The organism is Methanomicrobia archaeon (genome assembly GCA_011049045.1).
In the GTDB taxonomy this organism is placed as follows: Archaea; Halobacteriota; Syntropharchaeia; order Alkanophagales; family Methanospirareceae; genus JACGMN01.
The window spans coordinates 1-25,882 of record DSCO01000022.1 but is presented as its reverse complement, the minus strand read 5'-3'; the positions used below and the strand labels follow the sequence as shown (position 1 = coordinate 25,882).

Annotated in this window: 25 protein-coding genes and 1 pseudogene; 18 read left to right on the top strand and 8 right to left on the bottom strand. The window is 57.5% G+C overall.

What is annotated here, in order from left to right; all coding sequences use genetic code 11:
• Window positions 1–81 precede the first annotated feature (81 nt).
• The 4 genes from comD (at window position 82) to ENN68_01980 (ending at window position 3,952) form a co-directional block, all read left to right on the top strand.
• On the top strand, window positions 82–1,221 hold the full coding sequence (gene comD, locus ENN68_01995; protein HDS44862.1) for a sulfopyruvate decarboxylase subunit alpha: 1,140 nt from the start codon (window positions 82–84) through the stop codon (window positions 1,219–1,221).
• A 160-nt stretch (window positions 1,222–1,381) separates the two neighbouring features.
• The gene (locus ENN68_01990) at window positions 1,382–2,398 is read left to right on the top strand and encodes an ABC transporter substrate-binding protein (GenBank protein ID HDS44861.1); all 1,017 of its coding nucleotides are present in this window, start codon (window positions 1,382–1,384) and stop codon (window positions 2,396–2,398) included.
• Between the two features lie 17 nt (window positions 2,399–2,415).
• The gene (locus ENN68_01985; protein HDS44860.1) at window positions 2,416–3,195 is read left to right on the top strand and encodes an ABC transporter permease; all 780 of its coding nucleotides are present in this window, start codon (window positions 2,416–2,418) and stop codon (window positions 3,193–3,195) included.
• A 1-nt stretch (window position 3,196) separates the two neighbouring features.
• Window positions 3,197–3,952 carry an ABC transporter ATP-binding protein gene (locus ENN68_01980; GenBank protein HDS44859.1) on the top strand — a complete coding sequence of 252 codons (756 nt, stop codon included), beginning with the start codon at window positions 3,197–3,199 and terminating at the stop codon, window positions 3,950–3,952.
• A 65-nt stretch (window positions 3,953–4,017) separates the two neighbouring features.
• On the opposite strand, the gene ENN68_01975 is transcribed toward ENN68_01980, so the two are convergent.
• The 6 genes from ENN68_01975 to ENN68_01950 all read right to left on the bottom strand — a co-directional run bounded on the left by ENN68_01975 (window position 4,018) and on the right by ENN68_01950 (window position 9,708).
• Window positions 4,018–4,629, bottom strand: coding sequence for an Hsp20/alpha crystallin family protein (locus ENN68_01975; GenBank protein ID HDS44858.1), 612 nt, complete (start codon window positions 4,627–4,629; stop codon window positions 4,018–4,020).
• A gap of 55 nt (window positions 4,630–4,684) precedes the next feature.
• A complete protein-coding gene (locus ENN68_01970) occupies window positions 4,685–5,482 on the bottom strand; it encodes a hypothetical protein (GenBank protein ID HDS44857.1) in 798 nt (265 codons plus the stop codon).
• Window positions 5,483–5,595: 113 nt separating this feature from the next.
• Window positions 5,596–6,597, bottom strand: coding sequence for a homoserine dehydrogenase (locus ENN68_01965; protein HDS44856.1), 1,002 nt, complete (start codon window positions 6,595–6,597; stop codon window positions 5,596–5,598).
• Window positions 6,598–6,649: 52 nt separating this feature from the next.
• The gene (locus tag ENN68_01960) at window positions 6,650–7,141 is read right to left on the bottom strand and encodes an amino acid-binding protein (GenBank protein HDS44855.1); all 492 of its coding nucleotides are present in this window, start codon (window positions 7,139–7,141) and stop codon (window positions 6,650–6,652) included.
• Window positions 7,142–7,381: 240 nt separating this feature from the next.
• Complete coding sequence (locus ENN68_01955) at window positions 7,382–9,010, bottom strand: methionine--tRNA ligase (protein ID HDS44854.1); 1,629 nt, start codon at window positions 9,008–9,010, stop codon at window positions 7,382–7,384.
• 362 nt (window positions 9,011–9,372) lie between these two features.
• The gene (locus ENN68_01950) at window positions 9,373–9,708 is read right to left on the bottom strand and encodes a DUF4870 domain-containing protein (protein HDS44853.1); all 336 of its coding nucleotides are present in this window, start codon (window positions 9,706–9,708) and stop codon (window positions 9,373–9,375) included.
• Between the two features lie 288 nt (window positions 9,709–9,996).
• On the opposite strand from ENN68_01950, the gene ENN68_01945 reads away from it, so the two are divergent.
• Entirely contained in the window at window positions 9,997–11,778 is a 1,782-nt protein-coding gene (locus ENN68_01945; GenBank protein ID HDS44852.1) for a V-type ATP synthase subunit A, read from the top strand.
• Between the two features lie 41 nt (window positions 11,779–11,819).
• Window positions 11,820–13,220 (top strand): V-type ATP synthase subunit B, encoded by a 1,401-nt coding sequence (locus tag ENN68_01940; protein HDS44851.1) that lies wholly within the window; start codon window positions 11,820–11,822, stop codon window positions 13,218–13,220.
• A gap of 124 nt (window positions 13,221–13,344) precedes the next feature.
• Here the strand turns inward: ENN68_01940 and ENN68_01935 are convergent, their stop codons facing one another.
• Window positions 13,345–13,923 (bottom strand): uracil-DNA glycosylase, encoded by a 579-nt coding sequence (locus tag ENN68_01935; GenBank protein ID HDS44850.1) that lies wholly within the window; start codon window positions 13,921–13,923, stop codon window positions 13,345–13,347.
• Between the two features lie 62 nt (window positions 13,924–13,985).
• On the opposite strand from ENN68_01935, the gene ENN68_01930 reads away from it, so the two are divergent.
• Window positions 13,986–14,546 (top strand): HD domain-containing protein, encoded by a 561-nt coding sequence (locus ENN68_01930; protein HDS44849.1) that lies wholly within the window; start codon window positions 13,986–13,988, stop codon window positions 14,544–14,546.
• A gap of 17 nt (window positions 14,547–14,563) precedes the next feature.
• Here the strand turns inward: ENN68_01930 and ENN68_01925 are convergent, their stop codons facing one another.
• On the bottom strand, window positions 14,564–15,184 hold the full coding sequence (locus ENN68_01925; protein HDS44848.1) for a hypothetical protein: 621 nt from the start codon (window positions 15,182–15,184) through the stop codon (window positions 14,564–14,566).
• A 73-nt stretch (window positions 15,185–15,257) separates the two neighbouring features.
• Between ENN68_01925 and ENN68_01920 the strand changes: the two genes are divergently transcribed.
• The 11 genes and pseudogenes from ENN68_01920 (at window position 15,258) to ENN68_01870 (ending at window position 25,827) form a co-directional block, all read left to right on the top strand.
• Window positions 15,258–16,205 carry a thiamine biosynthesis protein gene (locus tag ENN68_01920; protein HDS44847.1) on the top strand — a complete coding sequence of 316 codons (948 nt, stop codon included), beginning with the start codon at window positions 15,258–15,260 and terminating at the stop codon, window positions 16,203–16,205.
• A 10-nt stretch (window positions 16,206–16,215) separates the two neighbouring features.
• Entirely contained in the window at window positions 16,216–16,956 is a 741-nt protein-coding gene (locus tag ENN68_01915) for an ABC transporter ATP-binding protein (protein ID HDS44846.1), read from the top strand.
• Window positions 16,914–17,666, top strand: a complete 753-nt coding sequence (locus tag ENN68_01910) for an ABC transporter permease (protein ID HDS44845.1) — start codon at window positions 16,914–16,916, stop codon at window positions 17,664–17,666. Before ENN68_01915 ends, ENN68_01910 begins: the two co-directional genes overlap by 43 nt.
• A gap of 160 nt (window positions 17,667–17,826) precedes the next feature.
• Window positions 17,827–18,897: a CofH family radical SAM protein gene (locus tag ENN68_01905; GenBank protein ID HDS44844.1), complete on the top strand. Its 1,071-nt coding sequence runs from the start codon at window positions 17,827–17,829 to the stop codon at window positions 18,895–18,897.
• Window positions 18,884–19,645, top strand: a complete 762-nt coding sequence (locus tag ENN68_01900) for a futalosine synthase (protein HDS44843.1) — start codon at window positions 18,884–18,886, stop codon at window positions 19,643–19,645. The genes ENN68_01905 and ENN68_01900 overlap by 14 nt, the downstream gene beginning before the upstream one ends.
• Entirely contained in the window at window positions 19,626–20,705 is a 1,080-nt protein-coding gene (mqnC, locus tag ENN68_01895; protein HDS44842.1) for a dehypoxanthine futalosine cyclase, read from the top strand. Before ENN68_01900 ends, mqnC begins: the two co-directional genes overlap by 20 nt.
• Before the next feature lie 71 nt (window positions 20,706–20,776).
• Window positions 20,777–21,586 carry an ABC transporter substrate-binding protein gene (locus ENN68_01890; protein ID HDS44841.1) on the top strand — a complete coding sequence of 270 codons (810 nt, stop codon included), beginning with the start codon at window positions 20,777–20,779 and terminating at the stop codon, window positions 21,584–21,586.
• A 112-nt stretch (window positions 21,587–21,698) separates the two neighbouring features.
• Complete coding sequence (locus tag ENN68_01885) at window positions 21,699–22,805, top strand: radical SAM protein (GenBank protein HDS44840.1); 1,107 nt, start codon at window positions 21,699–21,701, stop codon at window positions 22,803–22,805.
• A gap of 151 nt (window positions 22,806–22,956) precedes the next feature.
• Entirely contained in the window at window positions 22,957–23,598 is a 642-nt protein-coding gene (locus tag ENN68_01880) for a glutaredoxin (protein HDS44839.1), read from the top strand.
• A gap of 7 nt (window positions 23,599–23,605) precedes the next feature.
• A pseudogene (locus ENN68_01875) lies at window positions 23,606–24,657 on the top strand (FAD-binding protein).
• A 3-nt stretch (window positions 24,658–24,660) separates the two neighbouring features.
• On the top strand, window positions 24,661–25,827 hold the full coding sequence (locus tag ENN68_01870) for a radical SAM protein (protein HDS44838.1): 1,167 nt from the start codon (window positions 24,661–24,663) through the stop codon (window positions 25,825–25,827).
• Window positions 25,828–25,882: the final 55 nt, after the last annotated feature.

Genomic DNA, 25,882 nt, shown 5'->3' with positions numbered 1-25,882 from the left:
CGAATTCAGGATACCTACTACTACCGCCATAAGCCTCAATAGCAGTGACGCTTATAGGTTTCATTACCGCTAAGAGCACCCATGCCCGAACCCGCACGCGCCGTCCTGGAGATAGTGAAGCGGAACAAGATAGACGTGGTCTCGACGCTGCCCTGTGAGAAATTCAGTGCGCTTTTGCAGCTTGTAGCGCACGATCAAGCACTCTGCCATGTCGGCTTGAACCGTGAAGAGAACGGCGTTGGGATCTCGGCAGGCGCGTATCTCGCAGGTGGCAAGCCGCTCATGATCATCCAGAGCACGGGCCTGGGTACAGTACTCAATGCCCTCATGTCGCTCACGGTTACGTATGAGCTGCCGTTACCGATACTGGCCAGCTGGCGCGGTGTGTACAACGAGCGCATCGAGGCGCAGGTTCCCCTGGGAACTGCACTGCCGAAACTATTGGCTGCGCTGGATCTGAAACACACGATCATAGAGGATGCCACACAGCTGGGATCAGTAGAGGCTGTTATTCAAGACGCGTTCGAGAATGAACGCCCGCATATCGCGCTCATCTCGCCGCGGACCTGGGACCCTGATGAACGGATACCGGTAACTACCGTTCCGCAATACGATAAGCCGTGCGTCCTTAAGTATACCCGCGACCGGAGAAGGCCTGAGCTGAGCAGATACGGGGCGATACGCATAATCACCGAGTATCTGCGCGAAGAAGCGGTGATTGCGAACATAGGCGTGCCGAGCAAGGAGCTGTATGCTGCTAAAGATCGCGAGTTGCATTTTTACATGCTCGGCAGCCTGGGCCAGGCCTCTCCGATCGGGCTGGGTGTCGCGTTGAAGACACGACGGGAGACGCTGGTGCTGGATGGCAATGGCAGTCTCCAGATGAGCACCATTTTGCCGCTCATCGCCGAGTTGCGGCTGGAGAATCTGACCGTTGTGTGTCTGGATAATGGCACCTGGGGTAGCACCGGCGACCAACCTGCACCGTACATGGATATGGACCTGATGGCGTTCAGCGCGGGCATCGAGACGGTCCAGCGGGCAACGACAGAAGCAGAGTTGCGATCCCTGCTGGAGGGGGTATACGAAACTCGAGGTCCGCGATTTCTCCACGTTACCGTTAAGCCCGGCAATGCCGACGTCGGAAACATCCCCTTAGGGGCCCCGGCGCTGAAGCGGCGCTTCATGGCCGCGCTCAGTCAGTCGTGCCGTTTAAGGTAATTTCCACCCGCAGGTACGGCGACCGTTACTGGTTAATTCTACAAACGGGTAGATTTGTACCCAAAAAAGTAATGCTTTTAATACCCAACCGTCCACTTAACAAGCAAGGGCAAGAACGTAGTTAGTGAGGCATAGATTAAAAAAGTAGGAGTGAAGTGATGTGGAACGAAGATTTGTGATATGCTTATTGGCCTTGGGTGCGGTTGTAATGGCGGTGATGGTACTCGGCTGTCTTGATCGGCGAGCTGGAGAGCTCACGACCATCACGATCGGCTATCAGCCGAGCACGCATCAGATCGCCGCGTTAGTTGCGGCTGAGCAGGGCTGGTGGGAAGAGGACCTGGCTCAGTTCGGTATCACCAAGGTTGTCCTGAAGGAGTTCCCGTCGGGACCTCCGGAGATGCACGCCATGCTCGCCGGCGAGCTCCAGTTCGCCTATGTCGGGGCCGCACCGCCGATCTCAGCGATATACGAGGGCCTGGATGCGAAGATCATCGCCGGCGTTCAGACCCAGGGCTCCGCACTGGTGCTCCGTCCCGAGCTTGCGGACAGTTACACCGGCCCGGAATCGCTGCGGGGACTGAGGATCGGGACGTTCCCGCCCGGCTCAATTCAGCATACCGTGCTCTCGAGATGGCTCTTGGATAACGGGATAGATCCAAATACTGAAGTGGATCTGAAGGCAATGGGGCCAAGCGACGCGGCTACGGCGATCGGTGCCAGAACGGTCGATGCGGTATTCCTGCCGAGTCCAACGCCGACGATCATTGTGGCAGAGGGCAACGGCGTGATCGTCGAGTGGTCCGGCACGATGTGGCCTGATCACGCCTGCTGCTGCCTGGTCGCGAGCGGTAAGATGCTGCGCGATCATCCGGAGATCGTCTCGCAGATCATCACGACGCATATCCGGGCGACGGACTACGAGATCGCGCATCCCGAAGAGGCTGCGGAGATCTACGCGAAGTGGATGGGAGCAAACGTGGCGACGATCAAAGACTCGCTGGCCGTCAGCGATATGCACTGGACGCACGACCCGCACCTCCTGGTGGACTCGACACTCGCCTACGCGGACATCATTTTCGACTTGAACCGGGCGCGCTACGAGGGCATGGGACTGACGGTGCTCGGAGAGACCGATATCTTCGATACCCGCTTGTACGACGAACTGACTCGTTAGAGATAGATAGACGGAGCATGAAGCTAACGGCAGTGATACGCGAGAACGGACTCTCGCTGCTACCGCTCATCCTGGTTCTCCTCCTCTGGGAGGTGACCGCCGGATACGTCGTCAAGGATCCGTTATTCTTACCGCGCTTCTCAGCCGTTATGAGCGCCATTTATACGCTCCGAAATCTCCTGGTTCCCGATCTGCTCACCAGCCTCTACCATTTCGCTATCGGGCTGACGTTAGCCTTTGCGCTGGCACTGCCACTGGCGATCGCGATGGGCTGGTTCCGGCCGGTATTCAAGGCCGTGGACCCCATTATCGAGATCGTGCGGCCCATCCCACCGCTTGCATGGATACCGCTGGCCATCGTGTGGATCGGGCTGAACGATTATGCGGCCGGTTTTATCATCTTCATCGGCGCCTTCTTCCCGATCCTCATTGACAGCTACTCGGGCTTCCGGGACGTGCCCCGTGTCCTCGTAGAGACCGGTATGGTCCTGGGCTGTATCGGGGACAGGAAACTGATACGCCATGTCGCCTTGCCCTACGCGCTTCCCTCGATCGCCACCGGCACCCGCGTGGGTATGGGTGTGGGCTGGATGTGCGTGGTCGCGGCTGAGATGTTCGGTGTGGGGGATAGCGGGCTGGGCTACCGGCTATTCCAGAAATTTTACTTCCTCCACCAGATGGATTATGTGATCGCATACATGCTCGTGCTGGGGCTCCTGGCACTGGTTTTGGACCGCATGTTCAGGTACTTCGTGGAGGAGCGGCTCTTCAGATGGAAGAAGGGGATAGTGAAGTAAGATGGGTCATCAGCTCGTACTGCGCAACGTAACGCGGACTTTTGACGCGGAGAACGGATCGCGCGAGGCACTGGAGCAGATCAATCTCGAGGTGAAGCCGAGCGAATTTCTCTGCATCGTCGGGCCCTCAGGCTGCGGGAAAACCACCTTGCTGCGCATGATCGCGGGTCTGGACACTCCGACGAGCGGCGAGATCATTCTTGATGGAAAACCGGTGCTGGGCCCCTCGCCGGATAGGGGGATGGTGTTTCAGGAGTTCTCGCTCTTTCCCTGGCGCACGGTCTTGAAGAATGTGGAATTCGGGCTGAAGATACAGGGCAAACGCGACATAAAGAGGACTGCAGAGCGCTACATCGAGCTCGTAGGGCTCACGGGCTTCGAGCACAGCTTCCCCTCCCAGCTCTCCGGCGGCATGAAGCAGCGTGTCGCGATCGCGCGCGCGTTAGCGACCGAGCCCGCGATCTTACTGATGGACGAGCCCTTCGGCTCCGTGGACGCACAGACCCGGAACTTGCTCCAGGTAGAGCTGCTCGAGATCTGGAAACGGACGAAGAAGACGATACTGTTCGTGACCCACAGCGTGGACGAAGCGGTCTATCTCGCGGATCGCGTGGTGGTACTGTCTTCGCGGCCGGGCCGCATCCTCGACGTACTCGCTGTTGATATCGAGCGTCCGCGAAAGCGAACGAGCTGGCAGGTGAATGCGTTACGTGAGCAGCTCCTCATGCTCCTCGGGTCGCCGGCACCCGTAAAGTGAGGAGATGGATTTACCGCCGATCTTGAGTGGTTACCACACGGTCACGGCCCCTGCTACGGTGCGGCTTATTCGAGCGGGATCGGCGTCTTCTTCTTCCTCGCGTCACCGCGTTTCGCTATCCGGACGCTGAGCACCCCGTTCCGGTAGGTCGCCGTGGCGGTCTCTGGCTTGACACAGGTCTCGAAGGGGACTTCCTTATAGAAGTGCACCTCACCCACCGTTCTGATCTCAAGCGCATCCTCGGTGGCGTGTAACTTGATTTCCCCCCGCTCAACACCGGGCAATTCCGCCACGATTTCGTACGCATCAGCCTCTTCAATGACGTCCACCAGCGGCTCACGCTCACCGTTCAACGCGGGCTCCAAGCGTCCGTTAGCTGATTTACTGTTCCCAAACTCCTTGAAGGCCGGTTCCTTTCCCGGCTCCCGGGTGTAGGAGAACCCGTAAATGAACGGTCCGTGACGTTTATGGAGCTCCTCCGGCCGCTCAGACTCCAGCTCCCGCAGCATCTCTTCGAAGGGGTCGCGGAACCACTCGTCAAGCTCATGTGGGCCCCGTCTCATCATGCGCGCAAGCTCCTCTTCGGTGGGCGCGGGCAGCTTGCTCATCTCCTCAAGCACGCGTTCCATATACCGCTCGACCAGGTCGAAGATCGAAGGGCGATTCCGCTTATCCATAGTTTATGGTAGCGTATTTGCGCTTATAAGATTTCTCAGCTCGCTCTGTCTACCGCTACAGACAGTCCGTGCTCACCACCCGTACCGGTGCCTCACCCTTGAGTTGACGCACGAGCGTCATCACCGCGTCCAGTGTTGCGGGATCACCCTCGCAGCAGATAACGACGGAGCCTTCGCCACCATTGATGCCACCGGCAGCGATGGGAAAGGCATCGTCCGCACCCAGGATCTTCAAGGCATCCAGCTCGGTGATCACCCGGCCGTGCACGGGCATCAAGCCCACCGGCCAGCCCAATGCGCTCGCGCACCGGTCGATCCCGACACGCTTCGCCGCATCGGCAATGGAATAGGGGATCGTCTTCTCGAGCCCTACGGGAATGATAAACTGCACGCCACGCGCCATCACGGACCCGAGCGCCGCGCCGATCGTGCCCCCTAACCGATTGGCCATGAGTATGCCCGCCGTGCCCGTCGCATCCAGCGCATTGGCGCCCTTGATGAAGACGTCATCTGCCCTTAGCGTCTCGATCGCGTCGCTGATACGTTCCCCGCTTACCGTGCCGTTTCGCAGGATGATCTCCTGTATTCGCGCTTCTTTCGGTACGACGCACAGGCCCTCAGCCGTGATCACACCGGCCGCATAGCGCTGCTTCTCGAGCACCGCCTCTGCTCCAGACGCGTAACGCAAAAGCTCCTCGGCGACGTACGCATTGGTTGTTCCCAGTCCGATAACGATCGTGCCATGCTCCAGTGCACGCTGCACCACGTCCAGATTCGCAACCCCTTTCGCAATGAGCCGCCGCGACTCCGACGGGGTGAGGGAAATCACGATGCTGCCCTTTTCGTTTACCATGAGGCTCTCAACTCCTCTTTACTGCTCAATGCTACCTACGTACGTGTCCTTGACGGGCGCGCGCGGTGATCGGGATGGATATATGTATGCGATGCGCCCACCCGCGATCTATCTTACCGGTAGATGCTGATGATATCAGCGAGAATGGCACTCGCTGCCTCTATCGGGCCCGCGCCTTTGCCAATGATCGTGATATCGCCTGCGAGATCCGTCTTGATCGTAGCCACGTTCAGCGTGCCACTGACGTTGAGCGGATCGTCCTTGGGCACCAGTCGCGGCCGCACTTTCAAGCAACCTGCTCGTCCCACCTCGCCAATCAGTTTGATCACATAGCCCGCATCATCCGCGAGCTTCAGCGCGTCAGGTGTGATTGCCGTGATCCCGGTTACCTCCACGTCCTTATAGGTCGCATTCATGCCAAAGACGGAATTGGCGAGGATGACGAGCTTAACCGCGGTATCGACCCCTTTAACATCGCTCGACGGGTCCGCTTCAGCGTACCCAAGCTCCTGCGCCTCTTTGAGCACATGCTCGTACGGCAGCCCCTCCTCGGCCATTCGGGTGAGAATATAGTTGCACGTGCCGTTCAGAATGCCCTGGATCGAAAGCACGCCGTTTCCCGCAAGATTATCCCGTATCAGCGAGATAAGCGGCATCGCGCCGCCGACCGTCGCTTCATATTTGAGTGCGCGAGCCTGTGCTGCCGCAAGATCCGTGAGGCGTGAGTATTCCAGCGCGAGCGGCCCCTTATTCGAGGTGACCACGTGCCTGCCAGACTCCAGTGCAGTACTGATATGCAACAGGCCTGGCTGGCCGGTTTCAACGTTCGTGGGTGTAGTCTCGACCATCACCTCATGATCCAGCTCCTTGATGAGCTTGAGCGTCGTCATCCCCGCCGGGCGCTCCCACTCCTTCGCTCCGCTCCGCAGCTTTAATAAATCGGACTCGTCAAGGCCGTGCTCATCGATAAAAATGCCGTTTAAATCCGCAATTCCGACAATCCTCAAATCCAGACCGTAGGTGCCCGTTAGCTCCGCTCGCTTCCGCCGAATCACCTCCGCTAATCCAGCACCGACGTAGCCAAAGCCGATGATCGAGATCCGTACCGTTTTCACGTTACTCTGCATGCTCATAGCATCTATTCCCTCATCTCACCACGCACGCACCTTAAATAGGTGCGATAACCATGATCCCTTTCTCCCGCGCGGTCCGCTCTAAAATGTGCAATGCTTCCCGCAGCTCATGCTCTCCAATTGCGCTGATCGTCACGGACGCGGACGATTCCTCATGCACACTCGGCATAGAGAGTGAGAGCGCGACCACCTCGGCAAAGCCCGTGCGATCAATCCTGTCGATCGTTTCCCGAAGGTCAGAATGAACAATATGCCCGATGAGGAGCACGACCATGGACTCCTTCAACCGCTCCTCACCGGTTCGTACGACGGTCACGCCACGGTCCACGAGCGCAGTAACGAGCCGCTCTAATCGCTGCTCGTCCAGCTCAACAACGAGCTGCACCGGTATGCGTCCGGAGGGGGTCATTTTATCATGGTGATGCACAACGCTGACGATATTCCCTCCGGAGTCCGAAATGGGCTGTAAGGCTCGGACTAGCTGGCCCGGAATATCCTGTAATTCAATATCCATGGAGATCTTCATAAGCGTGCACCTCTACCTACCCCGGATACTGAATGATAAGGTCGGCGGTAATAAAAGGCTGCTATGCGCTCGTGAAGCGGTACCCGACGGGGGCGCTCGCGCTCAGCCAAACGGTAGCAGCTCCGGTAACGCAATGAGCACTTATGCTCTGCATTTCGGGCCCAGACAGTATACCCGCCCGCCAATAAGATAAGATCAGCGTTCGTTAGGTTAGGCTAGGCTAGGCTAGGCTAGGCTAGGCTAGACTTCCACCTTCTCGAACAATATCCTCGGCTTCGCCACCTGCTTCCCGCTCTCCACGGGCACGGTCAATTCATCCAGTTGCACCGCATGCAGATCACCGGCCATGCCGAGCTGCTGCCACACCTCGTCCATCTTCGCCGGCATCACCGGCTCCAGTAAGATGCAGATCGCTTTTACGAGCTGCAATACGTTCTTGATGATCTCACCCACACGCGCCCTACCCTGATCGCCCGTCTTGATCAAGTGCCAGGGCTCCTCGCGCTGGAAATAGCTGTTCCCAAAGTCCGCGAGCTTCATTACCGCGTCTACGAGCTTCTTGAACTCGTACTCCTCCAGCGCACGCAGCACTTCCAGCTTCGTCTTCTCGATCTCCTCGATGACCTCTTCCCGGATAGTGCCCGCGGGTATAACGCCGAAGTTCCGGTGCGTAAATGAGAGAATACGGTTCACCAGATTACCGAGGATCGCTACCAGCTCCTTGTTCACACGCAAGGCGAATGACTCCCAGGAGAAATCCAGCTCCTTGGTGTGGCTCGACTGCGCCACCAGAAAGTACCGCAGCGTGTCAGGATGGAACCGCTCCAGGAACTCGGAGACCCAGACGACATTACCGCGCGTCTTCGAGAACGCTTTGCCGTTGATCGTCACCATGCCCGAGGCGACGACCGCAGCGGGTAGGGAATAGCCCGCGCCTTTCAGCATCGCGGGCCAGAAGATGCAGTGATGATACACGATGTCCGTGCCGATGAAATGCACGATCCGCGCATCGTGCTCCTTCCAGTACCGTTCCCATGCGTGCTCGCCCGTATCACGCGCCTTCAGCAGCTCTTCCGTGAAGGCGATATAGCCGATCGGCGCGTCGACCCAGACGTAAACCACGAGATCCTCACGGCCCGGGAACTTCACGCCCCAGTCCAGGTTCCGCGTGATACACCAATCAGCCAGCTCCTTCTTCACCCATTCACGCGCATAGTTCCGCGCGTTCAGCGTGCCATCCAGGTTTTCCAGATAGCCGAGAAGAAACGCCTTAAAGGATGAGAGCTTGAAGTAGTAATGCTCCTGATCCTTGAAAGCCGCTGCACAGCCGCAGATCTTGCAATGCGGCTCTAAGATCTCACCGGGCTCCAGATGCTTGCCACAGCCCTGGTCACACTCGTCGCCGCGTGCGCTCTCGCCGCAGTACGGGCACGTTCCTTCCACATAACGATCGGGCAAGAATCGCCCGCAGCTACTGCAATACGCCTGCTTGACCGTTTCCAGGTACACGTACCCGTTATCAATCAACCGCGTAACGATGTCCAGGGTGCGTTGATGGTTCGTGGCTGAATCCGTCTGCCCGTAATAGTCGAACCCGATATGAAGCTCGGTGAAGACCGACCGGAAATGCTCATGATACTTCGCAACGACCTCCTCGGGTGTGATGCCCTGCGCCTCTGCGCTCAGAACGATGGGCGTACCGTGGGTATCAGACCCGCTGATAAACGTTACGTCTGCACCCAACTTCCTGAGCATGCGTACATAGATGTCCGCGGGGACATAGGTCCTCAGATGCCCGATGTGACAGTAGCCATTAACATAGGGCAATGCGGACGTAACCAGGACCGGTCGCTCCAGAGGGTTCTGCATAGTGGACTCCGAATGAATGATAGTGCAAGCTACCATATCAAGAAAGAAGAGCGGCATAATAATACTTTTGATCCGCGCCTTCGGCAGTACCTGTAATAGCTGTATGAAGTGAGCGGGAAAAGAGAAAGAAGAAGCTAAAACCAAACGGGCGGGAGAGCAGCAGTGACTACGCTCTCCGGTGTTTCTCCCTCTTCGCCTGTTTCCGCAGCTCTTATCGTCTCAGCCGGAGTGGTTGGCCGTGCCGCGCCACCGTCTCCGCCGGGGTCAGCACTGCCGTCGTTGATGAAGACCATGAAAAGGATCGCTGACACCAACGACGTACAGAGCACGTACTGATTATGCCCTTTGCGCGCCACCGTGAATCAGATTTGCTTCTCTGCGAAATCGCCAACGATCGGTAACTTGTATCGCTCTCCCTGATAGGCCTTGATCATCAAGACCAGCCACAGTATCAGGATCAGGATCCTGATAAGGGATAAGAGCGCCCAGCTGACGACGGGAACCCATAAGAAGAGCGCCGGTATAATCCAGATAATGAGGGTCAGCGGTAGAAACGTCGCAACCGATTGCATCGCGTGAAATCGCACGAATCGGTTCTCTTTCTCCAGCAGGAAGAAGACAATACCGCTGATCCAGCCCAGAATATAGCAGAGCGCGCCCGCGACATTCTCTTCCAGCCCCAGAGATGTTTTCACCATGTGTTTCAGACCTCCGTATCGTTATACTTATACATACCTCATGCCGAGGGGCTTTATATAACCCGTGCCTTCCCGCTCCAACGGCGGAAAGTAGTTTCTACATGCCAGGCACCCTGCTGAGCACCGCAGGTGATCGAGCTTCCGCAGTCAGTCACGGTATAGTATTAATACTTCTGCGTACCTTTTTCTACCTGCCGTTCCCTGCGGTACAAGGAGAGACTATAGTAACCCTTTTTGTTGAGGCGAGCCGAAGTAGTGTAGTGTAGCGCAGAAAAGGAGAAGGAGAAGATGGGCGAAGAGGGAGTGATAGATCGGATTGCAGGTCCGCTGGTTATTGGTGATAAGATGCGCGGCTGCGAGATGTACGAAGTGATTAAGGTGGGCGAGGAGGGCTTGATGGGCGAGACGATTCGCTTGGATGGCGCCCGCGCTTATATTCAAGTTTATGAGGATACCACGGGTTTGAAGCCCGGTGAACCGGTCATCAGGACCAAGTCACCGTTATCGGTTGAACTTGGTCCGGGTATTTTGAAGAATTTTTATGATGGCGTGCAGCGTCCGTTGGAGGAAATAGCGAAGAAGGCGGGCGATTACATCACACGCGGTATCACGGTCGATTCACTCGATCGCGAGCGGAAGTGGCAGTTCACGCCGAGCATGGCGGAAGGCGCAGAAGTCGTTGGTGGCGATATCCTGGGCGCGGTGCCGGAGACGAAGGTCATCACGCATAAGATACTCGTGCCGCCGCGTGTGAAGGGCAAATTGGTGGAGTTGAAAGCGGGTGAGTTCACGGTTGATCAGGTGATTGCGCGAATCCAGACCGAGGGTGAGGACGTGGAGTTGAGCATGCTGCAGAAGTGGCCGGTGCGAAAGGGGCGACCGTATAAGGAGAAGCTGGACCCCGAGGTGCCCTTATTGACCGGGCAGCGGATCAATGATACCTTCTTCCCGATCGCGAAGGGCGGCACGGGTGCGATTCCCGGCGGGTTCGGGACTGGCAAGACGGTTATGCAGCATCAGCTGGCTCGCTGGGCAGACGCGCAGGTGATTGTGTATATCGGCTGCGGCGAGCGCGGGAACGAGATGACCGAGGTACTCGAGGACTTCCCGAAGCTGATCGATCCTTACAGCGGTGAGAAGCTGATGGAGCGGTCTACGCTCATTGCGAACACCTCGAACATGCCCGTGGCTGCGCGCGAAGCGTCGATTTATACCGGCATTACGCTCGCCGAGTACTATCGCGATATGGGCTATGATGCCGCGATTCAAGCTGATTCGACCTCACGCTGGGCAGAGGCACTGCGCGAGATCTCTGGCCGGTTGGAAGAGATGCCGGGTGAGGAAGGGTATCCTGCGTATCTGGCGACACGCCTGGCCGATTTCTACGAGCGCGCAGGCCGCGTCAGGACGCTCTGCTCGCGTGCTGAGAACCGTATTGGCTCGGTTACTGTTGTCGGTGCGGTCTCGCCACCGGGTGGTGACTTCTCAGAGCCGGTGACGCAGAACACGCTGCGGGTGGTCGGCGTTTTCTGGGCGCTTGATTCCACGCTGGCAGATCGGCGGCACTTCCCGGCGATCAGCTGGCTCAGGAGCTATTCACTCTATCTCAATGAACTCCGTACCTGGTACAACAAGCCGGAGACACCCGATTTCATGGAGCAGCAGGAGGAGATGATGGCGCTGCTGCAGAAGGAATCGGAGCTGCAGGAGATCGTGCAGCTCGTCGGTGCGGACGCGTTACCGCCCCGCGAGCGGGGGACGCTGGAGGTCGCCCGAATGATCCGTGAGGATTTCCTGCAGCAGAACGCGTACCATGATATCGATTCGTTCTGCTCCCTTGAGAAGCAGTATTTGATGGCCAAGATCGTACTGCGCTGGTACAGCTTCACGAACGAGCTGATCGAGGCCGGAATCGGGATCGAGAAGATCGAGGGGATGAAGATCAAGGACGCGATAGCGCGCATGAAATATATCCCGAGTGACCAGTTCCGGACGACCTACGATACGCTCATGCGCGACATGAAGGGTGAATTTGAAGCGGTCAAGATGCGGGAGGCTGAGGCTGCGTGAGCGAGCGGCCAGAAGCAGGCTATAAATAAGGAGGAAATGACATGGCGATAGATACCTCTGCACGTGAATATACAACGATACGAGAAGCGGCAGGGCCGTTGATTGTGGTCGAGAACGTTGAGGGCGTTTCCTACGGCGAGGTCGTGCGGATCGTTACGCCCACCGGTGAAGAGAAGATGGGACAGGTCCTGGAATCGAGCACGGGGCTCGCCGTGGTGCAGGTCTTCGAAGGCACGTCCGGGATCGACACCGCAAAGACGCGGGTACGATTCACCGGAGACATCATGCGGGTGAGCGTCTCGCAAGACATGGTGGGTCGGTTCTTTGATGGGCTGGGCCGGCCACGGGATGGCGGGCCGGAGGTCATTCCTGAAGAGCGGCTCTCGGTCATCGGCGCTTCCATCAATCCCACGACCCGAGATTACCCGCGTGAGTTCATCCAGACAGGGATCTCGACGATCGACGGGATGAACACGCTCGTGCGCGGGCAGAAGCTGCCGATCTTCTCCGGCGCGGGCATGCCGCATAATGCACTGGCTGCGCAGATCGCGCGCCAGGCGAAGGTGCTGACGACGAGCGAGCCGTTCTCCGTGGTATTTGCCGCCATGGGTATCACGCACGAGGAAGCCTCGTTCTTCATGCAGGATTTCGAGCGCACCGGTGCGATCGAGCGGATCGTGGCGTTCCTCAACCTCGCAGACGACCCGGCAATCGAGCGGACGATCACACCCCGTATGGCCCTGACCACCGCGGAATTCCTCGCGTATGAATACGACATGCACATCCTCGTTATTCTCACGGACATGACGAACTACTGTGAGGCGCTGCGCGAGATCTCTGCGGCACGCGAGGAGGTGCCGGGCCGGCGCGGGTATCCGGGCTACATGTACACCGACCTCTCAACGAATTACGAGCGCGCAGGGCGAATCAGAGGTCGCAAGGGCTCGATCACCCAGATCCCGATCCTGAGCATGCCGGATGACGATATCACGCACCCGATCCCCGATCTGACCGGGTATATTACTGAGGGTCAGTTCGTGCTCTCGCGCAACCTGCACCGACGCGGTATTTATCCGCCCGTGGATGTGCTGCCCTCACTCTCGAGGCTGATGAACGAGGGTATCGGCGAGGGGCGAACGCGTGATGATCACTCGGGCGTGTCTAACCAGCTCTACGCGGGCTATGCGGAAGGGCGAGACATGCGAGATCTCGTTGCGGTCGTCGGTGAGGAAGCGTTGACGACGCGTGATCGGCGGTTCCTGGAGTTCGCGGACGAATTTGAGAAACGGTTCGTGACACAGAGCAGGAACGAGGACCGGAGCATCGAAGAGACGCTTGACCTGGGCTGGGACTTGCTTTCCACACTGCCCGAAGGCGAGCTGAAGCGAATCGACGAGCACATCATCAAGAAGTACCATCCGAACTACCGGGCGAAAGCGTAGCTCGATGGGTAGAAGAACCCGGCAGGCGAAGCGAAGGGCAAAGAGGGTTATAACGCCTTATTGAGATCCTCGACGGAATCGTTTGCGAGAAATCATACAGAAGCGATGAAACTGTTGACCACACTCAAAGATACCTGGTCAGCACGGTAAAATCAGCTCTTAGCGTGGCAAGCATGCTGGCATTGTAGGTCGCGACCGCGGGATGGTAGAGGGGCACGATCCGCTTAACGCCGGCGATCGTGCTCACCGTGAAGACCGTTCCGTGGATCTTGCCTATGCGCTCCTTCGGCAGGCCGAACTTGTCGAAGATATACGCCAGCGAGAAATTGCCGAGTGTCGCGATGATCGCAGGATTAACGAGCTCAAGCTGCGCATCCAGATATGGTGTGCAGGCCCGTATCTCCTCGAGCTGCGGGTTCCGGTTCTGTGGCGGGCGGCATTTCAGGATGTTCGCGATGTATACGTCGTCGCGAGTGAGACCAATCGAGTCAAGGAGCTCATCGAGCACCTTCCCGGCCTTGCCGACGAAGGGCCTGCCCTGCTGATCTTCAGAGTAGCCGGGGGCCTCACCGACGAGCATGATTCGCGCGACGAGCGAGCCCTCACCGACCACCGGCCTGGTACGGGTTCGCCACAGCTCGCAGCGGGTACAGTTCAGGATGCGCTCCGCGATACGATTCATTTCCGCTTCTCTAGCCATGATCACCACTCTTTTTTAGCTGTTTTCTTTCTATTCTCATACTAAAGACCGTGAGAAGAAGCACCATGATTTCAGTAGAAGCTGCTCAGGAGTTACTGGAACAGGAAGTGGAGACCGATGCGTTACGGAAGCACATGCTCGCCGTTGCTGCGATCATGTCGGCGCTCGCGGCAAAGCTGGGCGTCACGGAGGAAGAGAAAGAGCAATGGACGCTTGTTGGCTTGCTGCACGATCTGGATTACGAGCGCACGAAAGACGAGTTCGAGCAGCACGGGCTCATGACCGCTGAGATGCTCACCGGGAAACTGCCGGATGCGTGTCTGGACGCGATCAGGGCGCACAATAAGATGACGGGCTATGAACCGGAGAGCGCGATGGCGAAGGCCCTGGTTGCTGCGGACGCCGTCTCAGGACTCATTCTGCCAACCGCGTTAATGATGCCCTCGCGCAAATTGGTGGACGTGCGCCCGAAATCGCTGACAAAGAAATTCAAGGATAAATCGTTCGCACGCACGGTAAGCCGGTCGCATATATTGATCTGTCAGGAGCTGGGTCTTGAGCGGAACGACTTCTTCGCGCTCGCACTCGACGCGTTGCTCCCGCTCAGTGATGATTTGGGCGTGTAGCGCGCTCGTTCGTGCGGTTATTGATCCGCAAGCTCATCCAGCTTCGACAAGAAAACGCTTGCGCGCGCGCTCAATTGCTGCGCCTGCTCGCTCATCCTGCTGAGCGTGTTCACGGAGCCCGCAACGAGGAACCGCAAGAGCTGGTAGTTCTCGTCCCATGACAGCAACTGCACCAGCTCGCGCTCGCCAATCTCGTGATACCACTCGTCGTGCCGCCAGATCAGAATCGCGCCCAGGATACTCACGGCCTCCTCGGGCTTCAAGTCCTCCAGATTCGCGAGCGTGAAGGGCAAGCCACCAATAAGAAACCCCAGCGGGTTCTTCACCGCAGGGAGATCATCAAATGAGATCTGCACGTGTCTCATGATCCCGGGTAGTGCCAGAAAGAGTTCTGCGATTGCTACCCGGCCACTGAAGTACGCGATGAGCGTCCCTTTCGGCGTTGCCACATAGATCTCCGCGCCGCGCTTCCCCACCCCGATCTTCTGGACGAGATGCGCGCGCGCCATCACGGGAAGTTTCCGCAACACGGTGGGATAGGGAATAGCGGTCTCTTTTGCGATCCCATATTTGCTGGCTGAGCCGTTTTTGATGAGAAATTCGAGGATGCGTTCGTATTCATGCTTGGCGGGTTTCATGACCTGTTATAGTCAGGGATGGATATGAATAAAAAAGGATATGTTTATATAGCCCCAGAAGAAAGGCCGAAACATGCCAGTAAAGAGAGGGACCGTGATACTGATCGCTGTTGTGCTCCTCGCTGGTGCTGGATCGCTTGGCTGCCTCGAGCAACCGAAAGAGGGCGCGGGTGATGCACTGCTCGCCCTGAAAGTGGGCGCCATGCCGGACGAAGCAACGCTGCCCTATTACGTCGCGGCGCAGGAAGGGATCTTTCGCGAGCACGGCCTGGATGTCGAAGTTGTGCCGTTCCAGAGCGCACTGGAGCGTGACAGTGCACTCATCGCCGGAAGAATCGACGCGGGACAGAACGATCCGGTGGGTGTGCTCGTGCTGCGGAACGCCGGTTATGACGCCCGGATCGTCAGTCGCGAGCTCCATGAGACACCCGGGAAGATGCGGTTCGCTATCCTCGCCAGCCCTAACTCGGAGATACGCGCGGTAGAAGATTTAGCCGGGAAGCAGGTTGCCATTTCCAGCAACACCGTTATTGATTGGATAACTGATAATTTGCTTGGTGATGTTCAGACACTCAAGATCGAGGAGAAGAAAGTGCCGATCAGAATGCAGCTGCTGCTCGATAACAAGTATGAAGCGGCGACCCTGGCAGAACCGCTGGCGAGCTATGCCCTGTACCGGGGTGCGCACCTGGTCATCTCGGACGCGATGCACGACCAGACGATCGGCTACACGGTGATCGTGTTCAGGGGCGCATTCATCGACGAGCACCCGGAGAGCGTCGTGCAATTCCTCGCTGCGTTCGATGAAGCGGTGGACCGGATCAATGCAAATCCGGAGAACTACCGTGAGCTGCTCGTAAAAACGGCTCAGGTGCCCAAGGAGATTGCTGAGACTTACCAGATGGCCACCTATATGCAGGCGGCACCCTATCCACGCGATAATTTCGAGGACGTGCTGAGCTGGATGCGGAGCAAAGGCCTGGTGACTGAAGCTATTTCTTACGACGAGGTAATTTATTAACTACCGGTGGATGATTGCAGCGAAGGAACTTACCAAGATCTACCCGGACGGAACGGAAGCGGTGCACAGGATCACCTTCGATATACCCTGCGGCGAGTGCTGCTCGGTCATTGGACCCTCGGGCTGCGGTAAAACGACGCTCCTGCTGATCTTCGCCGGTATCCTGCGGCCAAGTGCGGGTAAGGCGCTGATAAACAGCCATGAGGTCACCGGCCCATCGAAGGAGCTGGCGCTTATCTTCCAGGACTACGGGCTCTTCCCCTGGAAGACGGTGCACGAGAACGTTTCGCTGGGCCTGGAGCTCCGTGGTGTGCAGAAGAAGGAGCAGCAGGAGATCGTCTCATCGCTCCTCAAGGACCTCGGATTGCACGGGTTCGAGAAGAACTATCCCAAACAATTGTCGGGCGGGATGCAGCAACGCGTCGCCTTCGCGCGCATGCTGGCCTTGAAGCCGAAGATCCTGCTCATGGATGAGCCGTTGTCCTCGCTGGACGCATTGACGCGTGAGAATATGCAGAATGTGCTCCTGCAGCTCTGGCAGCAGAAGCGAATGACCATGCTGCTCGTCACCCACAGTATAGAGGAGGCGGTGTTTTTCGGGCAAAAGATCGTCGTACTCTCCCCGCGACCGGGCACCATCGTTAAAACGATCGAGAATCCCCAGAAGGGAAGCATCGAGTACAGAACACAAGAGGTATTCTTCGCGAAATGCAAGGAAGTACGGCAGAGCCTCGATGGTGGAGCTATCTAGTCATCGCGGCCGTGATCTACGGGATCTGGCATTTACTCTCGGTTATGCTGGACTCGATCGCGTTACCAACACCGCTGACGGTCTTCTTCGCCTTCCTCAAGATCCTCAGAACCGATTTGCTCTCGAATCTGCTCATCAGCACCTACAGGATTGCCTGCGGGATCGCTCTGGCGTTCTCGCTTGCCGTGCCGATCGGGCTCCTCAGCTACGAGAAGCAGGTGGATTCACTCGTCACGCCTCTTATCTATATGCTCTATCCCATTCCGCATATCGTCCTGCTTCCAGTGGTCATCCTCTTCTTCGGTATCGGCGATCTATCGAAGATCATCATGATCGAGATCATCGTCTTCTTCCAGATCCTGGTGACCACACGGGACGCATCCCGAAGTATCAGCAGGAATTATATCTATCCCATGCTCAGTCTAGGCGCGAGCAAGAAGGAGATTTATCGACACGTCATCGTCCCGATCTGCATCCCCAAGATCCTTACCGCCACGCGGATCAGTGTGGGCACGGCGATCGCCGTGCTCTTCTTCGTGGAATCGTTTGCCACGACCAGGGGGCTGGGATACCTGATTATGGACGCGTGGGGTCGTGCAAATTACCCGGACCTGTACGCGGCGATCGTCAGCATGGCGCTGCTCGGATTTGGTATTTACCTGGTGATAGACCGCGTGGAGAAGAAGGTCTGCCGGTGGGTCTACGTATAATGAGCGCCTCAACGGGCCGTGGACCGTCATCACCCACCTATTCAGAGCGATCCTGCAGAACGACAGGTCATATTCGTAACCGGATAGGACCATAAAAGGATACGTTTATAAACGTGAAAAGTAAAGTCCACCTGCGTAATCCAAACAAAAGTGAGGTTAAATGATAGCTCCGAGCGAAGACTGGAACCCGGCTGCAATTGCGGCGCTCTTCGACCGTGATCTCCATGAGCTCGGAGCGCGTGCTGATGCGATCAATCGCGGAAACGGAAACCTCGTTACCTACGTGGTGAATCGTCATATCAACTACACGAATATCTGCACAGCACGCTGCCCGCTCTGTGCCTTTTATCGCGCTGCAGGTGATGCAGACGCGTATCAGATGAGTGGTGATGAGGTACTGGCGAAAGCAGCAGAAGCCGTTACACTGGGCGCTACGGAGCTTCATATCGTGGGCGGGCTCAATCCGGAACTGAACGTGGCGTACTTTGAGGAACTGTTCACGCGCATAAAGAGGCGATTTCCCCGCGTCGTCATCAAGGCGCTGACGGCGACGGAGATTTACTACCTGGCGCAGCTTGAGCGAATGAGTGTGGACGAGGTGCTCCATCGGCTCAGGGACGCGGGCCTAGACGCATTGCCCGGCGGTGGCGCGGAGATCCTTGACGACACCCTGCGAGCAGCAATCTGCCCTGAGAAGGTGGCGGCCGGCGAATGGCTCCGCATTATGGAGCGCGCGCACCGCATCGGACTCAGGAGTAATGCCACCATGCTCTTTGGACATCTGGAAACGCCAAAAGACCGTGCAGTTCATCTTTATAAACTCTGGGCGTTGCAACAAAAGACCGGCGGTTTTATCTCCTTTGTTCCGCTCCTCTTCCATCCGGAGAACACGGAACTCAGGGCACGGGGGCTCGTCGAAGACCGCACGGATCCAATCGATGTGCTGAGAACCATTGCGATTGCCCGTATCGTGCTGCGGAATTTCAAGAGTATCAGAGCGTACTGGGTTGCGCTCGGCGAGAAGCTTGCCCAGGTTGCATTGCAGTATGGAGCGAACGATCTGGACGGCACGATAATGGAGGAGCGGGTTACGCATGCAGCTGGCGCTCATACGCCACTCAGGCTTCCGAAGGAGACCATTCTGGCCCTTGTGCGCGGTGCACATAAAATACCCGCTGAACGGGATACTTATTATCACATACTACAGGTGCATTCAGATGACGAGCGATAGCGAGCGAATCGGCAAGTTTAGCCTTCTGAACAGCTATTTACCCTATTACCGGCTTGAACAGGACGGGTTCCGCGTCATTCGAGCGATGCCGAAGACGCTCGCTGGTATGCTCGAACGCGGGGAGATTGATTTCAGCCCGGTCCCTTCGGTCTACTACCTCAAGAACAAGGCGACCCTGCAGCGCTATGAGTTCTGTATCGCGGCTGCGCGAAGTGTTTGGAGCGTCATTCTGGTCTCGAAAGGCGCGCCATTAGGAGAGAATGGCGGCTCTATCGCGGTGACGAACCAGACCACCACCTCAGCCAAGCTGCTGGAGATCATTCTTCAAGAACGCGGGCTCAGACACCAGATTGTGCCCGTGAACGAAAGTACCGCCACGGCATTACTGGAGCACTGTCCGTACGCGCTCGTCATTGGTGACGCTGCGATCAGGGCGCGGCAGCGATACCGGGTGGTCATGGATCTGGGAGAGGCATGGCTGGATGTAACCGGCTTGCCCATGGTCTTCGGTATAGCGGTAGCGCGGAAAGGGCGTGATATGGCCGGGGTGAGCGCAGCCCTTCAGGAATCCGTCGTGTGGGGGAAGGAACACGTGGACGTGATTATTGGAGCGGCGCATGAGCAGTTCGGGTTGCCCGAAGAGTTCCTCGAGTGCTATTTTAACGCGCTCACCTACCAGATGGGCGAGCGAGAGCGCCGGGGGCTTGCTCGCTTCGAGGAGAAGTGCCATGAATACGGGATACTCTGACTGGGAGCGCTATGGTGCACGGAACCTGGCAGGCGAGGATTTGAGCTTTGAGGACGCGGAGCTGCTCTTTGAGCTGCCCTTGCCGGTTCTGGGCGGCATAGCAGACCGGATCAGGCACGAGCGCTGCGGCGAGCTCGTAACGTTCGTGGTTGACCGGAACATCAGTTATACCAATCGCTGCGTGGCGCGGTGTAAATTCTGCGCCTTTTACGCCAAACATGACGAAGAGAGCTACGTCTTGAGCACCGCTGAAATACTGCGGAAGGTCGCCGAGACCGTCCGCGCTGGCGGAACACAAATCCTGATGCAAGGCGGCCTCAACCCGGAACTCGGCATGGCATGGTTCGAAGAGTTGTTCACTGAAATAAAACGGCATTTCCCGAGCGTTCAACTTCACAGCCTTTCCCCGCCTGAGATCGCCTTCATCGCGCGGCATGAAGGATTGAGCATAACGGAGACGCTCGCACGGCTCAGAGCTGCGGGACTCGATTCGCTCCCGGGCGGTGGCGCGGAGATCCTCTGTGACCGTGTACGTAACGAACTCAGTCCGGGTAAGCTCAGCGCGCACGACTGGCTCACGGTGATGGAGAGCGCGCATAGCATCGGCATGCGCACAACTGCAACTATGATGTTCGGTCACATAGAGCGTGACCCTGAGATCATTGAGCACCTCTTCACGATACGGGATCTGCAGACGAGAACGGGCGGCTTCACGGCATTCATTCCCTGGACCTTCCAGCCACAGCACACGGCCCTTTACGAGCGGGTGAAGCAGCCGGTTTCAGTAACGCGCTATTTGCAGGTCCTGGCGATCTCGCGCATTGTGCTCCATCCCATTCGAAATATCCAGGCTTCGTGGCTCACGCAGGACTTTGAGGTCGACAAGCTCGCGCTCTTCTTCGGTGCGAACGACTTTGGGGGCACGATCCTTGAGGAGAACGTGGTCACGGCAGCGGGAAAGGAACACACACCGGCGACCGTAGCGGCCATCCGGAGGGCGGTGACGTCGGTGGGCAGACCCGTAGCGCAGCGGAATACGCTGTACGAGCTGGTTGCTTGACTGCTGAGCAAGCTCAGCGTGCTTCGTCGGTATTCAGAACGTTCTTTAGCTCGCTCCCTCATTTCTCATTCATGATCGTTGCACATACGCCCGATGCAGACGATGCATTCATGTTTTACGGACTCTTCCAGGGGAGAATCCAGACGAGACTGGAGATAGAGCAGCTGGTCGAGGACATAGAAACGCTGAACAAGCGCGCTTTTGCGGGTGAACTGGACGTCACCGCGCTCTCATCGCACGCCTACGCCTTTCTGCACAAGAAGTACCGGATCTTAGCAACGGGCGCGAGCGTGGGTGATGGCTACGGCCCGGTAGTGGTCGCACGATCGGAGCAAGCTCTTGCGGGGAAGCGTATAGCCGTGCCCGGACGGTATACCACCGCGAACCTGTTACTGAAGTTAGCGCTCGCGGAGTTCCAGCCAGTGGAGATGCGATTTGACCAGATCATACCGGCAGTAACGCGGGGCGAGGTCGATGCCGGCCTCCTGATCCATGAGGGGCAGATCACCTATGCGCAGCACGGGCTGGCGAAGGTTCTTGACCTGTGGGCGTGGTGGTACGGGCGAACAGGGCTGCCGCTGCCGCTCGGGATCAACGTCATCAAGCGGGAGCTCCCCGAAGAGACCCAGCAGGCGTTTCTGGCCGCCATGCGTGCGAGTGTGCGATACGCGCTGGAACATGTCGAGGAGGCGATGCAGCACGCGATGACGTATGCACGGGGTGCGGACGCGGCGCTCGTGAAGCAGTTCGCCTTGATGTATGTCAATGAATACACCTATGACATGCCCGAAACCGTCGTGCGGGCGCACGCGGAACTCTACCGGCTGGCGGAGCTGCGCGGCTTTTTCACGCCACCGCCCCTGGACATCCTTTTTCCGTGACGGTGCTTGACGGGCTAGCTACCTTCAGCGGCACGAGCGCATGCATAGACAGGGGCTGATATGAACAGATACGAACAGGTTTTTTATTGCCTGAGCGGAAAGGAATGGATGGATGTACATGTCAGACGAGGAGCTGAAGTCGTGGCTACAAGCCCATAAGAACGAGATCTTCGCGAATGACGCGGTTGGCACGGGCTGTTTCAGTTATTTACCCGGCGAGATCATCTGGGCCGTGACGAAGCGGTGCAATCTCAAGTGCAAGCATTGCTCGATCAGTGAGGAGGATCCTGAAGAGCTGAGTACCGAGCAGGGGTTCGCGCTCATCGAGGACGCTGCGAGGCTCGGGCCGGTCAAGTTCGGGTTCACCGGTGGCGAGCCACTGCTGCGCGAGGATATCTTCGAGCTCATCGAATACGCATCATCATTCGATATGCAGATCGTGATGGCGACGAACGGGACGCTGATCACGAGGGCGGTGGCCCGGAAGTTGCGTAAGGCGGGACTGGAGCGTGCAGCGATGAGCGTCGATGCGATCGGGAGCACGCATGATGATTTCCGGGGCGTGGAAGGCGCGTTCAAAGCGACGATGCGGGGCATGAAGGCCTGTGAAGCAGAAGGCGTGGCCACGCAGTTCTTCACCACCGTTTCACGGACGAATTACCACGAGCTCCCGAAGATCATCAAGCTCGCCGATGAGTTGGAGCAGTGGCGCGTCTATCTCATTTATCTGGTCGCCGTCGGCCGCGGCAAGCAGATTGCCGACGTGTGCCTCACCACGGCGGAGAACGGGCAGCTCTTCGAGGACATGATCACACTCCAGAAGGATGCAAAGACCTGGCTGAAACCGATCTGTAACCCGCAATACTGGGCGTACCTGACGGACCGTGGGCTGATGGAGCGTGGAGACGGTCTGCACTTCACCGGCTGCACCGCGGGTATCACGCGGTTCCATATCTTCCCCAATGGTGATGTTACGCCCTGTGCGTATCTTCCCGTCGCCGCGGGCAACGTAAAGGAGCGGAGCTTTTTGGAGATCATCGAGCATGCCGAGATGTTCAAGGCGATGCGGGCACGCGCTTTGAAGGGTGCGTGTGCGAGCTGCAGGTATAAGACCATCTGCGGCGGGTGTCGGTCACGTGCATACGCGCTCACCGGTGACGTGCTGGGCGAGGATCCCCTCTGTCCGCTGGTAGGTGGCACTAGAGATCCTTCTGCCTGAATAAACCGTTCAGGACGCTAAAATGGTAAGACAGCCCACCGTATTGAGCAGGGAGCGAGGAAAAAAACTGGTTTACGGTTGACCGGATTATAGTATAAAACGCCCCCTTTATGGCGAAGACACGTGAAATCACTGAGGTGTATATAGCACGATGCCAGTATTATCCGGAGAGGTCACGCAGCGGGTGCGTGAGAAGTTACAGGGGCTGACCGCGCCCGTGAATCTGGTCGTATTTACGCACGATTCCGGTTCACCGACCGGTGAAGAGACTCGTGCGTTAATGGAGGAGCTTGCCCTAACCTCTGACCAGGTATATGTCGAGTTCTACGATGTGGCCGTGGACACAGCGAAACGAGACGATTACCGGATCGATAAGGTGCCAGCGACGGTAGTAGAAGGGCAGAAAGACTACGGTATCCGATTCTTCGGCCTGCCAAGCGGTTATGAATTCGCGGCACTGCTCGAAGCACTGCGGCTGGTGTCCCTGGGCGATTCGATGCTGACGACTTCGACGTGTGAACAACTCAAAACGTTGACCAAACCGGTTCACCTGCAGGTCTTCGTCACCCCGCCCTGTCCGTACTGTGTCGAGGCGGTGCAGACGGCGCAGCAGATGGCGATAGAAAGCGAGCTTGTTACGACCGACGTGGTGGAAGCGGCGGAGTTCCCGCAGTTGAGTCTGAAATACCGGATCTTCGTGGTGCCCAAGGTGATCATCAATGAGCGGGAAGCCTTTGTGGGCGCGGTGTCGGAAGCAGAATTTCTAGCGCACGTCATGAAGGCGGGAGTGTAGCGATGAAATGGTAGTTGAAGAACTTGATCCTGAGCCGCGAGCAGAGAAAAAGGTGGATGAGGAACAGTGCTACGACCTGCTCATTATCGGTGCTGGTCCCGCAGGACTGACTGCTGCGGTTTATGGAGCCCGGAAGAAGCTCGAGACACTGGTAGTTAGCAGGGACGTGGGAGGGCAGACACTGCTCGCTGCGGGCGTGGAGACCTACATGGGGTTTCAGTACGTCTCCGGTGCGGAATTGATGCAGAAATTTGAGGAGCAGGTACGACAGTTCCCGATCGCCTTCGCTCTCGGTGATGAAGTTACGAACCTGGTTGCTGAGGACCTGCAGTTCGCCATTCGCACCTCAGGTGGTAAGCGATACACGAGTAAAGCGGTGATCATTGCATCGGGTCGTCGAGCACGTGCGTTGAACGTGCCGGGGGAAAAAACGCTGATCGGACGGGGCGTGAGCTACTGTGCAACCTGTGATGCGCCACTCTTTCGTGATAAGGATGTGGCCGTGATCGGTAGCGGCAATCCCGCGCTCACTGCAGTTAATGAACTCTCCAGCTACGCACACACGGTTTACAGTATCGTTCGTGGCAGGGTGAAGGCGGATCCGGTGCTGGTGGATCGGGCGAAAAAAACGGGTAAGGTTGAATTCTGCTCGGGCTACGCGGTCGATGAGATCAGAGGCACGAATCGTGTGGAGGGTCTCGTGCTTCGTCATTTGGCGGAAGGTAAGGTGGTTGATCTGCCGCTGGGCGGCGTCTTCGTCGAGATCGGCGCTATGCCCAATAGCGATTTCGCCCGGGAGCTCCTGCGGCTTAACGAGCGTAAGGAGATAGAAGTGGACCACCACCGCCTTTATGCCATTTTCAATTATTACCAATCCTGCGGCTTAACGAGCGTAAGGAGATAGAAGTGGACTGTGAGTGTAAGACGAATGTCCCGGGCATCTTTGCCGCCGGCGACGTGACCAATGCGCCCGAGAAGCAGATCATTGTGGCTGCCGGCGAGGGCGCGAAAGCCGCGTTGAGTGCGTACCGCTACCTTGTCAGGGTGCACAAAGACTGACCGATGCGCGATTACGTCCATAGGGACAGCTCAATCCAGTCGCCTGCACTAAAACTGATCAAACGCGCGGGTTTATTTATCCTTGCCGGTTCTTACTTCACTTCACTTCAGTGCGGAGTGAACAAGCGAGAGAGCACGAGGATGCCGAAATTCAACATCAACTGGAACGTCACACGCGCCTGCAACCTGCGATGCAAGCACTGCTACTATGATGCCGCCTCCCCACTGCCTGACGAACTCAGCACCGACGAGGCGTTTGCACTGATTGACGATATCGTGGCGACCTTTAGCGATAACGTACGGGTCACGCTGGGCGGTGGCGAGCCGCTGGTGCGCTCAGACGTGTTCGAGATCATCGGGTATGGCACGGAACGTGGGCTGAGTCTCGTGCTTGCCTCGAACGGTATCGCGCTCACTGACGCGGTTGCGAAGCGCCTCAAGGACGCGGGCATTGCGGAGGTTATTATCGCGATCGACGGCATGCAGCAGACGCATGATTCCATACGAGGCCAGGGCGTCTTCGAGCGCACGGTTAAGGGCGCAAGAGCGTGCAAAGCTGCCGGACTGGGGCTCGTGATCGATCCGTGCATCATGAAGCAGAACGAGCGTGAGACCACTCAGATACTCGATCTCGCGGAAGAGTTGGGTGCGCGACAGGCGCGGCTGTTCCATTATATCGCCCTGGGTCGCGGCGCGGCTGAAATCCCCGATGCGGAACTCGAACTTGAGGAATACGCGCGGAACGTGCAGCAGTTGTACGAGGAGCAGACGCGGCGGGATAACCTGGAGATCTGCACGACGCAGGCCTGCCAGTACTGGGTGGTGTTGAAACGGATGGCTGACGCTGGACGACCAGTGCCTGAGTTTTATGTCCACGAAGTCCCGGGCTGCAGGGCAGGTATCGGTATGCTCTCGATCAAGCCGAACGGCGATGTCGTGCCCTGCCCGCTGTTAGAGGTGAAGGCCGGGAACGTGCGGGAGCAGCGTCTGCGCGAGATTCTCGCGTCTGAGGTGTTCACGCGATTGCAAAGTCGTGAGGTACAGGGCCGGTGCGGCAGCTGCACGTTCAGAGACCTCTGCGGCGGCTGTCGCGTGCGTGCTTATATTAACTCGGGCGATTACATGGGTGAAGATCCGCTGTGTGGTGCGGTGTTTTTTGACCTCGTTTAGAAGGGTAGGGTAAAAATCAGCTACAGCGTTACTTAATTACCTAAACTCTTCTTTT